General features: G+C 36.0%; 11 protein-coding genes. 2 read left to right on the forward strand and 9 right to left on the reverse strand.

Translation table 11 applies throughout. The features are described 5' to 3' along the window. Positions 1–70 precede the first annotated feature (70 nt). Both T420_RS0101915 and T420_RS0101920 read left to right on the forward strand, forming a co-directional pair. The gene (locus T420_RS0101915) at positions 71–2,998 is read left to right on the forward strand and encodes a bifunctional [glutamine synthetase] adenylyltransferase/[glutamine synthetase]-adenylyl-L-tyrosine phosphorylase (RefSeq protein ID WP_013544742.1); all 2,928 of its coding nucleotides are present in this window, start codon (positions 71–73) and stop codon (positions 2,996–2,998) included. A 960-nt stretch (positions 2,999–3,958) separates the two neighbouring features. Continuing rightward, on the forward strand, positions 3,959–4,489 hold the full coding sequence (locus T420_RS0101920) for a methylated-DNA--[protein]-cysteine S-methyltransferase (RefSeq protein WP_049785201.1): 531 nt from the start codon (positions 3,959–3,961) through the stop codon (positions 4,487–4,489). A gap of 4 nt (positions 4,490–4,493) precedes the next feature. Here T420_RS0101920 and T420_RS0101925 read toward each other — a convergent pair whose 3' ends face one another. The 9 genes from T420_RS0101925 to thiC form a co-directional block, all read right to left on the reverse strand. Then, on the reverse strand, positions 4,494–6,803 hold the full coding sequence (locus tag T420_RS0101925; RefSeq protein ID WP_013544745.1) for a PAS domain-containing sensor histidine kinase: 2,310 nt from the start codon (positions 6,801–6,803) through the stop codon (positions 4,494–4,496). A gap of 298 nt (positions 6,804–7,101) precedes the next feature. Beyond that, positions 7,102–9,729: an aminopeptidase N gene (gene pepN / locus T420_RS0101930; protein WP_013544746.1), complete on the reverse strand. Its 2,628-nt coding sequence runs from the start codon at positions 9,727–9,729 to the stop codon at positions 7,102–7,104. An 84-nt stretch (positions 9,730–9,813) separates the two neighbouring features. Then, entirely contained in the window at positions 9,814–10,638 is an 825-nt protein-coding gene (locus tag T420_RS0101935) for a uracil-DNA glycosylase (protein WP_026501094.1), read from the reverse strand. 126 nt (positions 10,639–10,764) lie between these two features. After that, the gene (locus T420_RS0101940) at positions 10,765–11,523 is read right to left on the reverse strand and encodes a hydroxymethylpyrimidine/phosphomethylpyrimidine kinase (RefSeq protein WP_026501095.1); all 759 of its coding nucleotides are present in this window, start codon (positions 11,521–11,523) and stop codon (positions 10,765–10,767) included. After that, positions 11,514–12,119 (reverse strand): thiamine phosphate synthase, encoded by a 606-nt coding sequence (locus T420_RS0101945; protein ID WP_013544749.1) that lies wholly within the window; start codon positions 12,117–12,119, stop codon positions 11,514–11,516. The genes T420_RS0101940 and T420_RS0101945 overlap by 10 nt, the downstream gene beginning before the upstream one ends. Next, positions 12,116–12,889 carry a thiazole synthase gene (locus T420_RS0101950; RefSeq protein WP_013544750.1) on the reverse strand — a complete coding sequence of 258 codons (774 nt, stop codon included), beginning with the start codon at positions 12,887–12,889 and terminating at the stop codon, positions 12,116–12,118. The genes T420_RS0101945 and T420_RS0101950 overlap by 4 nt, the downstream gene beginning before the upstream one ends. A 4-nt stretch (positions 12,890–12,893) precedes the next feature. Then, on the reverse strand, positions 12,894–13,091 hold the full coding sequence (gene thiS / locus T420_RS0101955; RefSeq protein WP_013544751.1) for a sulfur carrier protein ThiS: 198 nt from the start codon (positions 13,089–13,091) through the stop codon (positions 12,894–12,896). 3 nt (positions 13,092–13,094) lie between these two features. Continuing rightward, complete coding sequence (locus tag T420_RS0101960; RefSeq protein ID WP_013544752.1) at positions 13,095–14,045, reverse strand: FAD-dependent oxidoreductase; 951 nt, start codon at positions 14,043–14,045, stop codon at positions 13,095–13,097. Beyond that, positions 14,042–15,868, reverse strand: coding sequence for a phosphomethylpyrimidine synthase ThiC (thiC, locus tag T420_RS0101965; protein WP_013544753.1), 1,827 nt, complete (start codon positions 15,866–15,868; stop codon positions 14,042–14,044). Before thiC ends, T420_RS0101960 begins: the two co-directional genes overlap by 4 nt. Positions 15,869–16,061: the final 193 nt, after the last annotated feature.

Raw genomic sequence — 16,061 nt, forward strand, 5'->3', positions numbered from 1 at the left:
AATATTGTTTTTTTTCTAATTTTGTAATGCAATAAAATGAAAATTAAAATGCTTTCTTGATGGAATGCAGATGAAAACAGCTTTTTTAAAAACACGGCTTGTCCCTTTACGTCCTCTTGATGAGAGTGGTTCACAATGGCTGAAAGATATTGAAGAACAAGCAAGGAAAGAAAATTTAGAACCATTGGTTTCCTATATTGTAAATGGAGGAGAGCAAGTTGATTTTATCAGTGCGGTCATGACTTTATCTCCTTTTTTGCGTGGAGTTTTGATCGCAAATCCCTCTTATCTCAGTCCTTTATTGACTGTTGATATAGAAACAAGATTGAGTGAAATTATAGAAGATATTGCTGCCACTGATAGAATTGAAATGATTCATGAAACTTCATTAATGGCGGCTTTAAGGCGCAAAAAAAGAGAAGCACATACTCTTATTGCTTTAGCTGATTTAGGTCGTGTTTTTAATTACAAGGTTTCTTGTGCGTGGCTAACACGTCTTGGTGAAGCAGCATTAGGTGCGGCTTTACGTTTTCTTTTGAGAGAGGCACATGATTGCGGAAAAATAGGTTTATCTAGCCGTGATACACCAGAGAAAGATTGTGGTTTAATTGTTTTAGGTATGGGAAAGTTTGGTGCTGAAGAACTTAATTACTCTTCTGATATTGATCTTATTATTTTAATTGATGAAATGTCACCTTATATTGGTAATCTGTATGAAAAAAGTATTGATATATTTTCAAAGATGGTGCGCCGATTAATCCGTATCATTCAAGAACGTACTGCTGAAGGATATGTTTTTCGGCTCGATTTGCGACTCCGACCGGATCCAGGTTCAACACCTTTGGCATTACCCGTTAGGACTGCTCTGCGTTATTATGAAGGGCGTGGTCAAAATTGGGAACGTGCAGCTATGATTAAAGCACGTCCAGTGGCAGGTGATATTAATGCAGGCTTTAGCTTTCTGAAAGAACTTTCTCCTTATATATGGCGAAAATATTTAGACTATGCAGCTATTGCTGATATTCATTCTATTAAACGCCAAATTCATGCCTGTAAAAATTATGGGCAAATTGCTGCTTATGGTCATAATATCAAGTTAGGACGAGGTGGTATTCGTGAGATTGAGTTTTTTGTGCAAACACAACAGTTAATTGCTGGAGGACGCTTACCTCAATTACGTGGGCGTGAAACAGTTAAGATGTTGGCAGAGCTTTGCAATCTTGGTTGGATCGGAGAGGAAATTAAAGATAGTCTTTTAAAAAGCTATGCTTTTTTACGTAATGTTGAACATCGTATTCAAATGCTTGCAGATGAACAAACGCATATTTTGCCAGAGGAAGTTTCTCGATTTACGAGCGTTGCATATTTGATGGGATATCAAGAGAGTAGCTGTTTTATTCGCGATTTATTAGAAACACTTCTGATAGTTGAAGAGCATTATGCTGCACTGTTTGAGCATGAGCAAGAACTTGGCTTGGAAATTGGCAATTTGGTTTTTACAGGTGAGGAAGATGATCCTGAAACACTTATTACATTAAATCGTTTAGGCTTTGAAAGGGCAAGCGATATTTGTCGTATTATGCGGACGTTGCATTGTGGGCGTTATAGGGCTACTCAATCTGCTGAGGCGCGTGAAAGATTAACAGAGCTTACACCAGCACTTTTAAAAGCTTTTGGTGCTACCAAAAGAGCAGATGAGGCAATGTTGCGTTTTGATAGTTTTTTGCAAGGTTTGCCTTCGGGGATACAGCTTTTTAGTTTATTACAATCTAATCCACCCCTTTTAGATATGTTGGTTTGTATTATGGGTGCTGCACCGCGGCTTGCGGAGATTATTACACGTACACCGCATGTTTTTGATGGGATGCTGGATCCAGCAATTTTTTCAGAATTGCCAACAAAGAATTACTTAGAAAATCGTCTGAAATATTTTCTTGAAGATGTAACTACTTATGAAGAAATTCTTGATCATTTAAGGATTTTTGCTGGTGAACAGCGTTTTTTGATTGGTATTCGACTTTTGAATGGTACAATTAAGGGAGATAGAGCAGGTTTTGCTTTTACTGCGCTTGCTGATCTCATGATTGCAAAAACGCTTACTGCTGTTCAAGAAGAATTTTTTCGCCACCATGGCCATATTAAAGGGGGACGTATTGGCATATTGGGTATGGGTAAGCTTGGAAGCTATGAATTAACTGCAGGATCGGATGTCGATCTTATTTTACTTTATGAGTATGATGAAGATATAGAAATGTCTGATGGAGAAAAGCCGCTCCATGTTTCTCAATATTATACGCGTCTAACACAGCGTTTTGTTTCTGCTTTATCTGCTTCTACAAATCAAGGAGTTCTTTATACTGTTGATTTAAGATTACGGCCATTAGGCAATAAGGGGCCTATAGCTGTTCCCTTCCAGGTTTTTACAAAATATCAGCGCCAGGAAGCTTGGATATGGGAACATCTTGCCTTAACCCGTGCGAGGGGTGTAGCCGGAGATACTGATTTTTTGCAAAAGTTAGAAAATGAAATACGGGCAATTATTGCACTTCCTTGTGATAAAAAGAGGGTTGCAAAAGAAGTGCGTGAAATGCGTGCTTTAATTGAAAAAGAAAAGCCACCGGCAAATCGATGGGATTTGAAAACTGTACCTGGTGGTATTATGGATATTGAATTTATTGCTCAATTTGCCCTTATAACTCATGTCATTGATTTTCAAATTGGAACGACTACAGCTGATATTCTTTCCCATCTACCACCAAAATTTCTAAGACAATCATTCATTTCTGATTTACATTACGCTTATTGTATTTATACGAATTTGAGTCAAATTATACGTCTTTGTTTAAATGATTCCCTTAATTCTGATGATATGCCACCTGGACTGAGCGATCTTTTGTTGCGCAGTATTGGTGAGCCTGATTTACCACGTGTCGAAAAATTAATTGAAGAAATAGGACAATCAGTACGTACAATTTTTACAAAAGTAATGGAAATTTAGATGTAATACTCTTAGTAGTTATAAATTAATTTTTGAGTATAAAAAAATTTAATGTATGTTAAAATAAATCGTGAATATTATAATACTATTTATTCTTTTCTTTGATTAATAAATCAGATAGACTCATCGGATATATAATCTTCCTCTTAAGCAATTATTCCCTTTTCTACTGACTAAAGGTAATTATTAATAAAACTGCTTATAATTTATTTCTATGTTCAATTCTCCAATATGCGCGTTTTGCATTTTATATGTAAAAATTGTATTTCAAAGAGAAATAATACTTCACGTATGATAAAAATTTATACAATATAAGATATAAGTAAGCTATGTAATAATTATATATTTTACAATAACTATGTTATTTATTTCATAAATTATAAAAGTCCATGCAAATGCTGAAAGAAGCAAATTTCTAGGTAGCTCTTCTGTCTCTATCATGGCACAAGAAAAACTGAAATTGTTAAGACTATGGATGTATGTGTTATGTGCATTCAAATTTTTTCAAAAGAAAATAAATTTATTATAGGAGGTAAGATAGAAAAAGTGAATGTTACCACATTATATGCTATCCCAGCATTTACATCTTTGATGATGTATGTTCAGTATATTAGGTACATTTATTATTTTAACATACAACGCTTATTATATGTAATTAAGTAGTATCATTATTTTCAGTGCTTTCTTTTCAATTATTACATCTTACATCCATATCTGTATTCGATAAGACTGAGGTGAGGTTTGACGCACCTTACTAAGGTAGAGAGAGTTTAATGTTTACAAGATGTTATTATAAGCTTCATTTCTAGGATTAGAATATTCTATAGACTATATCAGATTTTCATGTGAGAAAGGTTGGTTTCATTGAAATATTGAAATAAAGATCATTTTTTTATAGGTCCAGATTTAGTTTTTTAGGGAATTTCTTTGGATTTAACGATGTTACAAGATGTAGACATAATGAAAAGACCTAAAAATAAGAGCAGGCAGGATGCAGTTGTTGTGACGGTAAGAGAGACATCTATAGGAAGTCTTTTGGTAGCGAAATCTCATAAGGGTATTTGTTATATTGCTTTAGGCGATGAAATTGGGCAATTGTTACAGGAATTGAGGATGCGCTTTACCAATATAAAACAAAATATTAATAACAGTGTGTTGAATCAAGAAATGGCATGTATCATAGCAATGGTTGAAACTCCTAAGTTGATGAAACATCACAATTTGCCATTAGATATAAATGGTACAGCTTTTCAAAAAAAAATTTGGGCTGTATTATGTGAAATACAATGTGGCGAAACAGTTTCTTATGAAGAGTTAGCAAAAAGGATCGATATGCCAAAAGCATATCGTGCGGTTGCTAATGCATGCGCAAGTAATGAATTAGCGTTAGTAATCCCTTGCCATCGTGTAATACGGAAGAATAGTACTCTTTCTGGTTATCGTTGGGGCACTCAACGCAAACAAATTTTGCTACAACGTGAACAATATTAAAGATTTAATTTTGTTGAATTGGCATTGTAATCGTTACAATTGTGCCTTTGGCTTCTTTAGAAGTGATTTCAAGCTTCCCTTTATGTAATTCTAATAAAGAGCGAGATATAGCTAATCCAAGGCCTGAGCCAGGATGGGTTTTGGTAAATTGATTTTCAACTTGTTCAAAAGGCTTTCCAAGTTTTTTGATTGCTTCTTTGGGAATACCAACACCTGTGTCTTTAATACTAAAAATAAGGTTATTATTTTTCTGAAAAGCGCGGATATCAATGCTGCCGCCAGAAGGTGTAAATTTAACAGCATTAGAGATGAGATTAAGAAAAATTTGTTTCATAGCACGACAATCAACATCAGCATGAAGTTTTGGTTCAATATTTGTTGTAAGAGAAATCTTTTTTGCTTGTGCTTGTGGCGTTAGTGTACGAATTGTTTCGCTGATAATTGGCTCAAGGTTGATATTTTTACAGTCAAGAGTAAATCTGCCAGCTTCGATTTTTGACATATCAAGGATATCATTGATAAGAGTTAGAAGATGAGTTCCTGAATTATGAATATCATGCATATATTCTTTGTAGCGTTGCGAACCGAGAGGACCAAAGGTAGATTGCAACATGATTTCTGAAAAACCAAGAATAGCATTAAGAGGGGTACGCAATTCATGGGACATATTGGCTAAAAATTCTGATTTAGCTTTGTTAGCACTTTCAGCTTTCTCTTTTTCTTCTTGCAGGCTTTTGTTAAGTTTTTCAACTTCTGTAGCACGTTGTTGAGCATTGCCTCGGGCACGTTTCAGTTCTTGAATGAATGAAAAAAGACGCCTTTCGCTATCTTCAAATTTTTCTTGTTGTTGTTTAAGCTCAGAGATGTCAGTACCAATACAAACAAGTCCTCCATCTTGTGTGCGTCGCTCGTTAATTTTAAGCCAGTAGCCATCTGCAGTTTGGCGAATACTAGTTAAGTTACCAGCTTCATCCACTTTGAGGGGATATTCACTGATAGCAGGACGTGACATGGCTTCAACAGTTGCACGTTCGATTCCTGATTGTAGCATCTGTTTAGGGATAGCAGCATATTCACAAAATTTGCTGTTAGACATAACCAGACGGCCTGCTGAATCCCACAATACAAAAGATTCAGAAATATTTTCAATCGCATCACGGATACGAAGATCAGCTTGTGCAGTTTGTTCAGCAAATTGACGTTGTTCACTAATATCAAAAGAAATACCAACCAAATGAGGCTCTTCTTCATCAGTCACTTCGGCACGAATGCGCATCCATACATAATAACCTTCAGCGTGACGCATAGGGACATTAATGTCAATATGTTTTTTTGCGCCACTCATTAATTCTTGAGCGATCTCAAAAAAATTGGCATCTTTTGGGTCAATGATAGCAGTAATTTGAGAAATTGATAAGAGTGCATTTTGAGGTGCATAGCCAAGCATTTCGTACATTGCTCGTGACCAATAGACGCGTCCATTTGCCATATTCCAATCCCATAGTCCACAACGTCCGCGCATCATTGCCATATCAGTGCGATTTTGGATTTTTTCTGAAGTCAGATCTGTGTTACGTGCTCGTATGATTTGATTATAATAAGCATAGAGAAGAACTAGAATAATACTGGCTGTTCCTATCAATAAAGTTATATTTAATGAAAATTTTTTTTGCCATTCCATATAGATATTTTTTTTAGTTGCACTAATGAATACTCTGTATTGACTATTGTCTATTTGGCTGAATGAAGCAAGAGCAGGCTCTTTTCCTATTGTAATTTTTATAATTCCAGTATTTTTTTTGAGAGACCATAAATCGATATTTTCAGCAATAAAATCTTGTAAAGGTTTTTCTAAAATTATGTCTGAACTAGATGAGGCTAGAACATTTCTATTTTGATCAATGATAGCTATCGTAGGATTAATACTAGTGAAGTTGTGGTGATGAAAATTTATTAGAATATTTTGTAAATGATTAGGAGAAAGAACAGCTGCTTTTTTTTGCTGAGTGGAAGCCAATAAATCACGGTCAATTTTATTTACGATATAGGAAGATAAAAGAGAGAGTGTGGAGCGCGCATTTTTGTCGATTGTATGGCGCCAATTATACAGTGATGCAAAGCGTATTGTTGTTAGCACAATCAGAGATATAATAATGGCGAACGGAATAGAACGTCGTAACCAGGGTTCTATAAAGAGGAGTTTCTGATAAGTTGAATTAGAAATACGTGATATCCCTACCTTGCGATTTGAAGCGCTTGGTTTTGAATCAGAATGCGTTCTTGTGGCCGCGTTATACGCGTCCAATTTAGCCATTTATGGGATCCTTTAATCATGAATCATGAATAATGTAACTAGAAAACTGTTTTGGTACTCATAATAATTCAACAAGCTTAATGAATCAAAACAAGAGTCTTCTGTCTAGTCTTTTTTTTAAAAAAAGAATAATTTTATTCTTATGAATATAAATTATGAAAATTAAAAGAATTTTAATATCACCCATAAAGAGGTTAAAATCCTGTTTATGGGTTATTTGTTATAAGAGCTTCAGAAGAATGACAGTCGATTAATTGATAAAGGATATTATAATAATTTGATTATAAGTATTTTTATTTTAAGCAAGTGTACGATTGATGATATCTTTCACATCGCTTGATAATTTTGGTGCTGCTGCAATTGTTTTTAATGCAGATTCGAGTTTTTTCTGTCGAATAGGTTCCAATTGTCTCCAAGAGCGCATAATTGTTAATAGCCGTGAAGCAAGTTGTGAATTTTTGGGATCAATTTCTAAAATAGTTTGGCAAAGAAAATGATAAGATGCACCATCAGTCCTGTTAAAACCTGTCTGGTTACCAGAGGCAAAAGCGCCGATCAAAGCACGTACTCTATTAGGATTATCTTTTGAAAAAAGTCGATGTTTTGTGAGTTTTTGAACATAATCAAGTGTTGATGCTCCTGCAACCATTGCTTGAATTGAAAACCATTTATCCATGACCAAAGGATCGTGATGATATCGATTTTCAAAATCATTTAAAGCCTCCTGTGCTTGTTCGCTTTTGTTAAAGCGTTGTACTAAAATTGTTATGCTGGCAATGCGATCAGTCATATTATCAGACACTGCATATTGTGTAGCAGCACGCTTTGGATTAGCTTCGGCGATAGAGAGATAGTCTAATATAATATTGCGTAATGCTCTTTTCCCAGTTTGCTCAGCATTTGGTGAATAGGGTTCTTTTACCTGCATTTGTACATAGAATTCTTTTAAAAGTTCTTGGTGGGTGTGTGCAATAGAAGCTAAAAATTGATTACGTACATAGTAGATTCGATCTGGATCGATATTATTACCGATTGCATGTGCAAGTTCACTTTCGCTTGGTAAATTTAAACAAAATGCCCGAAATTCTGGTTCTAGGTTTGCATCTTTGATGATAATCTCAATCAGCTTTAATAAATTAGAGGGCATGGTTGCTTTTTCGAGTGTTTTGTCTTGAATTGCTCCAATAAGGGCTTGTGTTATGAGAGTATTCAATGACTGCCAACGATTGATTTGATTGCTATCATTTTGAGCAAGAAAAATCAGTTCGTTTTCATTAAATGGAGTTTGTAAAGTAATAGGAGCAGAAAAATCTCGCAGGAGTGATAAGACAGGTTTTTCACGCAGTCCTTTTAATTGAAAGGTTTGAGTTTCCTTAGATAGTAACATAACATCTGATTGAATAGTTGTATCAATTTCATAGTTGAGTGGTTTTCCCTCATGTCCTAATAGACCAAAGGCAATGGGAATAAGCATAGGTTTTTTGTTATTTTGTTGTGGTGTTGGTGGAATATGTTGTTTTGCATGAATTGTTAAAATACCATCATTATAATGGCTATCAATTTCTACATGAGGAGTGCCTGCCTGTTCATACCATAGCATAAATTGTGAGAAATCTTGATCCGCTACTTCAGCAAAACAAGCTATAAAATCTTCAATAGTACAAGCTTGTCCGTCATGGCGTTGAAAATAGAGGTCCATACCTTTACGAAAGAGTGAAGGGCCCAAGATAGTATGCACCATGCGTACTATTTCTGCTCCTTTTTCATAGATAGTTGTAGTATAAAAATTATTGATTTGACTATATTGACGAGGACGTACAGGATGAGCTAGAGGACCAGAATCTTCAGGAAATTGGTTGGCTTTCAACATTTTTATGTTTTCAATCCTTTGCAGGCTTTGTATATTTTGGTCTGCAGAAAATTCCTGATCACGGTAGACAGTTAATCCTTCTTTTAAACAAAGTTGAAACCAGTCACGACAGGTAATACGATTACCAGTCCAATTGTGGAAATATTCATGCGCAATGATGCGTTCAATATTTCTATAATCTTTGTCAGTTGCTGTTTCAGGATCTGCAAGGACATATTTATCATTAAAGATGTTGAGACCTTTGTTTTCCATTGCGCCCATATTGAAGTCAGAGACAGCAACAATATTGAAAACATCCAGATCGTATTCACGCCCGAAACACTGTTCATCCCAACGCATCGAACGTTTGAGGGCATCCATCGCATAAGTTGCTTGTTTAGTTTTACCTTTTTCCACATAGATACCAAGTTTGATATGCCGTCCAGAAGCAGTGATAAAATGATCTTCAAGTTGGTCAAGATTTCCACCAACTAAAGCAAAGAGATAAGATGGTTTTGGATAAGGGTCCTCCCAAATAGCAAAATGCCGATTATTCTCAAGGGTTCCTGTTTCAATTAGATTACCATTAGAAAGCAATATTGGGGTCGTTTGAGAATCTGCTTCAATTTTTACTGAATAGGTAGAAAGAATATCTGGACGATCATAAAAATAAGTAATGCGACGAAAGCCTTCTGCTTCGCATTGTGTGCAATAGACACCGTTTGAAAGATAAAGTCCCATAAGTTGACGGTTACTTTCGGGATTCAATTTTGTAACCAATTGTAATGTGAAAGGAGTCATGGGAGGAGCAGTAATTTCTAAGTTTGAAGGAGTGCTTTTATAAGCATTTTTGGCTAGTTCTTTGCCATTGATAGTAACAGAAACTAATGTCAGCTCATCACCGGAAAGTACGAGAGGTGTTAATTCTTTTATATTTTTACGAGGTTCAATAGACAATGTCGCTTTAACGACAGTTTTTGTTGGTTCCAGACAGAAATCAAGTTGTGTTTTAGGTATAGCATAGGGCGTTGGTTGATAATCTTCTAAACGATAAACAGGAATTGTTTCTTGTTTCATAATTGTTTTCCTTGCTATATTTTGGGAGTATAATTTATTGAAATGCTGCTTATTTTTTAAGAAAAGGCAGAATCTAAAAAATGACTAAAGATTATTTAAACGGTTTTTTACTTCTAAAAAGTCTATCCATGTGAGCTTTTTTTGACTAGGCGTTCGTAAAAGATAAGCAGGATGAAAGGTTGGCATAACGGGTATTTTAAGATTTTCATTTTCATAAGTAAGCCATTTCCCTCTTATTCGAATAATGCTACTCTGAACCCCTGTAAAAAATTGTGTAGCAGTGCCTCCTAGTGCTATAAGGATACGAGGTTTGGCTAGAAAAATTTGACGTTCAATAAAGGGACGACATAATGCAACTTCGCGTGGCGTTGGTGTGCGGTTTCCTGGTGGACGCCAGGGAATAGTATTTGCTATGTAAACATTTTGTCTTGTAAGACCAATTGATGCTAGTATTTTGTTGAGTAATATTCCTGCTTTTCCTACAAATGGAATTCCTTGTATATCTTCTTCTCGTCCTGGAGCTTCACCTATGAGCATCAGGGGACTTCCTGCTGTTCCATCCGAAAAACAAGTATTTTTAGCTGTTAGTTTTAATGAGCAGTCGTTAAAAGAGAGGAGAGCAGATTTCAACTCATCAAGTGTTTGGGCATTTTTTGCTATCTCTATAGCTGAAAGAGCAGGTTGTGTGTTATTGGGATTATAGGGTGGAAGAGCATACGGTTTTATGGTTGGTGATATTTGTTTATGATGGGGGGGATTGTATGCTTGATTTAATTGCGGTTCTAAAGGAGTAGTGGGTTGATTAAAGCGATCAATAGGAACATCAGTGAGCGCAGTATCAACTCCGCTTTCTTTATAGAAGTTGAGCAGATCTTCACTTAAGATTAAATCTTTTATTTTTTTTGACATTTCACTTTTTGCTTTTAGCTGATCCATAAATCAATAAACCAAGAAGAATTATTCTTCAAGATTTATAATATGTTTGTTGCTAATGGAAGTTCAGTATTTTCTCAGAAAATGGAATAGTATTAGATTTTAAAGATTCTTTTGACAATGCTTCAGAAGTAATGTGTAAGTGTAGGCTTTCGCATTTTTTATGGCTTCAATCATCGATTGTTTTAATGCTAGATGTGCAGCAATAGCACTTGAAAGGATACAACCTGTTCCACGCATTGTTCCTTTTAAACGCGGAGAGGAAATATTTATAACTTCAGTTTTGTCAATTAAGCTATCAGTTGCAAAATTACCTTCGATATGTCCGCCTTTTATTAGTATATGGCGTGGACCAAATGAAAGAAGTTTTTGTGCTTGTTGGATTGCTTCTTCATGATTAGAAGCCAAAGGGCTTTGGCTGAGAAGAGCGAGCTCTACCATATTAGGTGTTAAAAGATCAATATGAGGAAACAGTTTATTGAGCATAATATCTATGATTTTTTCTGTGGTAAGTTGCCCTCCTGATGAGGCTATAAGCACAGGATCAAGAACGGTTGGAATATGATGATAGTCTTTTAAGATATCACAGATCCCTTCTATAATCGCTTGGGTTCCTGTCATACCGATTTTGATTGCATGTATTGAATTATTTTTGAGGGCAACACGCATTTGTGCAGCAATAGTTTCTCTACTCATAGGTATAATTTCAGCAACATGATTGTTATCTTGCACGTTAACAGCTGTGATTGCTAAACTTGCTTTTGTTTGAAAATATGTTGCTGTTTCTATATCACGAACAATACCAGCTCCTCCTGTTGGGTCTGTACCTGCAACGATGAGTATAGAAGACACTAACGCCATGCTTGGGTCACCTTTATCCACTGTTGGACACGTTTTTCGGGTTTTTTATTTAAAATAATATCAGTTACAACAGCAGCGCTATTTGCTCCAACTTTTAAAACATCAATTGCTCGTTCTGGTGTTAAACCACCAATGCCTACTAAAGGCAAAGAATCAATTCGCTTTCTCCATTGTTTGATTTTTTCTAGTCCTTGTGGGGCCCATTTCATTTTTTTTAAAATTGTCGGATAAATAGGACCAAGTGCAATATATTCAGGAGAAATAGATAGACTTATATCGAGTTCATGTTCATCATGAGTGCTAAGACCAAATTTTATACCACTTTTACGGATTGCTGAAATATCAGTATTTTTTAAATCTTCTTGTCCAAGGTGAATAAAATCACATTTTTCATCGATTGCTATTTTCCAATAATCGTTAATGATTAATTGGGCTTTAAATTTATCACATATGTTCTTCGCTCGTTTTATATGTTGAATAATTGTTTCCGTATCTTTATCTTTTATGCGTAACTGTATCAGTTTAACTCCAAAGGGGATTAAACGTTCAACCCAATCAGCACTATCAACAATGAGATAAAATGGGTCAAGTTTCATGAAAATATTGCTTTGCCAATAACTGGTGTTGAAGGAACTGCTACATTGCGTGCTTCAAGTAATCCTGCTTTGTAACCCATACGTCCTGATGTAATAGCTTTAGAAAATGCTTCAGCCATTAATACAGGATCACCTGCTTTAGCAACAGCTGTATTGAGTAATACTGCATCATAGCCAAGTTCCATAGCAATGGTAGCATGCGATGGACGTCCAATACCGGCATCAATAACAAGAGTAAGATCAGGAAGATAAGCACGGATAGAGCGCAATCCATCAGTATCACGAGGACCTTTTGCAGATCCAATAGGGGCACACCAAGGCATAATGACACGGCAGCCAACTTCAAAGAGTTTTTCAGCAACAATAAGATCGTCCGTTGTATAAGCAAAAATTTGAAACCCTTCATTATTTAAAATTTGCGCTGTTTCGACTAAAGAAAAAACATTTGGCTGTAATGTATCCGGATTACCAATAACTTCAAGCTTAATCCAAGGCGTTTTAAAAAGATCTCGTGCTAATTGGGCTGTTGTTACAGCTTCCTTAACAGTATAACAGCCAGCAGTATTGGGAAGCACTGTTATATCAAGTTCTTTAAGAAACTGCCAAAATTGTCCACTTTGTTTTCCACCTGCAGTTTCTCGGCGTAATGAAACTGTTATAATTTCTGTACCAGATTTATGAATAGCTTTGCGAAGGATTTCTGGTGAGGGATATTGAGCCGTACCTAATAAAAGGCGAGAAGAGAATTCGCGTCCATAAAAATTCAACATCGTTTTAACCTCCTTGCATTGGGGTTAGAATTTCAATTCTATCTCCTTCATGCAAGACAAATTGACTTCGTTCATCAATAGAAACAACTTCACCATTAACAGCTGTTGCTAGCCAGTTGCCTTCATAACCTAACTCGTCAAGAATTAATTTCAGGTAGGTTACTTTTGTTTCAATTATTTCACCATTGACAGATATTTTCATGTTTTATTCCAACGCTAATTTTATCGCTTGTTTTGCCATTTCTGGAGATAAAAGGAAACCATGTCTATAAAAACCATTAATATAGATATAATTGTCATGTTTGTGAACATAAGGCAAATTATTAGGGTAGCATGGACGAACACCAACTCCAGATTCAATAATTTCTGCTTCGGCAAAAGCAGGATGCAGAGTATAAGCTGCATTAAGAAATTCCATCATTGATCTTGCGGAGATAGCACCACTAAAATCACTTTCAATCATTGTTGCTCCAATCATAAAGATATTATTTTGTCTGGGTACTACATAGATTGGAATACGTGGATGGAGGAGGCGAATTGGACGAGAAATTTTAATATCTGTGCTACGCACTAGAAGCATTTCACCACGAACTCCTCTTATATTTTTATCTTTGCCTAAACGTGCTGTCCCTGTTGCATCAATAATAATATTAAAATTCTCTTCGGATATTCCTATATCAACAAAACAAGCACCGTTTTTTATAAGAATCTCTTTTAAAGTGATCAGTGCTTTGCGAGGATCAAGGTGCGCTTCAGTTTCGTAAAAAAGTGCACGGTTAAAACGTCCAGAAAGATCAGGTTCAAGATTTGCTATTTCTGTATTATCTATGGTTTTATGATTATTTGTATGTGTTGAAAATCGTTCGAGCTCTGCTATATCTCGTGTAGGAGCAACGACCAAAGTACCTTTTTGTATTACAATTTCAGGAAGTATTTCACTCCACCATTGCATAGCTTGTACACCAAGATCTTCGACAATTTGCTTAGAACTTTCTTTTTCACAGTAAGGTGCTAACATGCCTCCTGCATACCAGCTTGCAGTTCCTATAGGAGAATGAAGAGGGGCAGATACAGTAACAGGAACACCCTTTTGTTGTAGCATAAAAGCAACTGTTAAACCGCCCACGCCTGCACCTTTGATAAGAATATTTTTCAACTGTTTGCTACCTCTTTTCTAGAAGGAGCATTTTCTATATAGAGATCACCATTTTTTTGATATTTTTCAGCCATAGCAATCATGCCTTCCTTTTTTCTTATTGTTGCTGCATCACGGATATCATGGGAAATACGCATTGAGCAGAATTTTGGTCCACACATAGAACAAAAATGCACTAATTTATGCGCCTCTTTAGGCATTGTTTCATCATGGAAAGCGCGTGCTGTATCTGGATCAAGAGAAAGATTAAATTGATCACGCCACCGAAAATCGAATCGTGCACGTGAAAGGGCATTATCGCGCAATTGTACTCCGGGCAAGCCTTTCGCAAGATCAGCAGCATGAGCTGCAATTTTATAAGTAATCACGCCAGTTTTTACATCATTTTTATCTGGTAGTCCTAGATGTTCTTTAGGTGTTACATAGCAAAGCATGGCAGTACCAAACCAACCAATCATAGCAGCACCAATTGCTGATGTGATATGATCATATCCGGGAGCAATGTCAGTTGTAAGAGGACCTAAAGTATAAAATGGTGCTTCATGGCAAAGGGTTAGTTGTTTTTCCATATTTTCTTTAATTTTATGCATTGGTACATGACCAGGTCCTTCGATCATAATTTGTACATCTTTTGCCCATGCAATTTTTGTTAGTTCTCCCAAAGTTTTAAGTTCGGCAAATTGGGCTTCATCGTTTGCATCCGCAAGAGAACCTGGACGCAATCCGTCTCCTAATGAAAGAGAGACATCATACATGCGTGCAATGTCACAAATTTCATCAAAATGTTCATACAGAAAATTTTCTTTATGGTGATGAAGGCACCACTTAGCAATAATAGAGCCACCTCGTGAAACAATACCTGTTATGCGGTTAATGGTTAAAGGTATGAATGGTAATCTTAATCCTGCATGAATAGTAAAATAATCAACACCCTGTTCTGCTTGCTCAATCAAGGTGTCACGAAAAATATCCCATGTTAAATTTTCGGCAATACCATGCACTTTTTCAAGCGCTTGATAGATCGGGACAGTTCCAATGGGAACAGGAGAGTTTCGAATAATCCATTCACGAATATTATGAATATTACGACCTGTTGAAAGATCCATAACTGTATCTGCGCCCCAACGAATGGCCCAAACCATCTTTTCAACTTCTTCTGCCATGGATGAAGTGACTGCCGAATTACCGATATTAGCATTGATTTTAACACGAAAATTACGCCCAATAATCATTGGTTCACATTCTGGATGATTGATATTTTGAGGAATAATAGCGCGTCCGCAGGCAATTTCATTACGAACAAATTCTGCAGTATACGTTTCTGGTATTGATGCACCGAATGTTTCACCCGACATTTTTTGTTGATCTTTTGCTACCAAACCTTCATTTTCACGTATAGCAACATATTCCATTTCTGCTGTAATAATACCTGCGCGTGCATAAGCCATTTGTGTGACTGCTTTACCATTTTTTGCGCGAAAAACGGGACGCATTTGTTCAAAAGTTGGTGCAAGGTTTTTATCATGAGTAAAACCATTATCTGCAGGTTTAATTAATCGGGCAGGATAAGATTCGATATCAGAACGCTCAGATAACCAAGGTGTGCTAATGGCAGGTAATCCTTTTGTAATATCAATAGTCGCATCTTCATCGGTGTAAGGACCTGAGGTATCATAAACCTTTAAAGTTTCTTCATGATTACTGTCTGTTAGTGAAATTTCACGTAATGGTACACGCACGTTAGGAAAGAGAAGGCTCTGTTGATAAATTTTGCGTGAAGCAGGGAAGGGATAAAAACTAATTGATGGAGTATTTTTTTGCACAAACTTTCTCCTTATAAATTCGTAGTGAAAAAACGCTTTGCAAGGTTATCAGGGATACGTTCAACTCAATAAATCAAGGATTCTTTAATAAGAGATTACGCACAATATCATTTTTTGTATCAATGCACATCTGACAAATGACAAAGTTCAGGAAATTTTATTTTGAGGAAGTCAATAAAAATATCTTTAGTAA

Origin of the sequence: Bartonella clarridgeiae ATCC 51734 (assembly GCF_000518185.1) — a bacterium.
Taxonomy (GTDB): Bacteria; Pseudomonadota; Alphaproteobacteria; order Rhizobiales; family Rhizobiaceae; genus Bartonella; species Bartonella clarridgeiae.

Coding starts and splice junctions, on each gene's coding strand:
- T420_RS0101915 (WP_013544742.1), top strand. CDS start 71: ATGAAAACAGCTTTTTTAAAAACACGGCTTGTCCCTTTACGTCCTCTT.
- T420_RS0101920 (WP_049785201.1), top strand. CDS start 3,959: ATGAAAAGACCTAAAAATAAGAGCAGGCAGGATGCAGTTGTTGTGACG.
- T420_RS0101925 (WP_013544745.1), bottom strand. CDS start 6,803: ATGGCTAAATTGGACGCGTATAACGCGGCCACAAGAACGCATTCTGAT.
- pepN (WP_013544746.1), bottom strand. CDS start 9,729: ATGAAACAAGAAACAATTCCTGTTTATCGTTTAGAAGATTATCAACCA.
- T420_RS0101935 (WP_026501094.1), bottom strand. CDS start 10,638: ATGTCAAAAAAAATAAAAGATTTAATCTTAAGTGAAGATCTGCTCAAC.
- T420_RS0101940 (WP_026501095.1), bottom strand. CDS start 11,523: ATGGCGTTAGTGTCTTCTATACTCATCGTTGCAGGTACAGACCCAACA.
- T420_RS0101945 (WP_013544749.1), bottom strand. CDS start 12,119: ATGAAACTTGACCCATTTTATCTCATTGTTGATAGTGCTGATTGGGTT.
- T420_RS0101950 (WP_013544750.1), bottom strand. CDS start 12,889: ATGTTGAATTTTTATGGACGCGAATTCTCTTCTCGCCTTTTATTAGGT.
- thiS (WP_013544751.1), bottom strand. CDS start 13,091: ATGAAAATATCTGTCAATGGTGAAATAATTGAAACAAAAGTAACCTAC.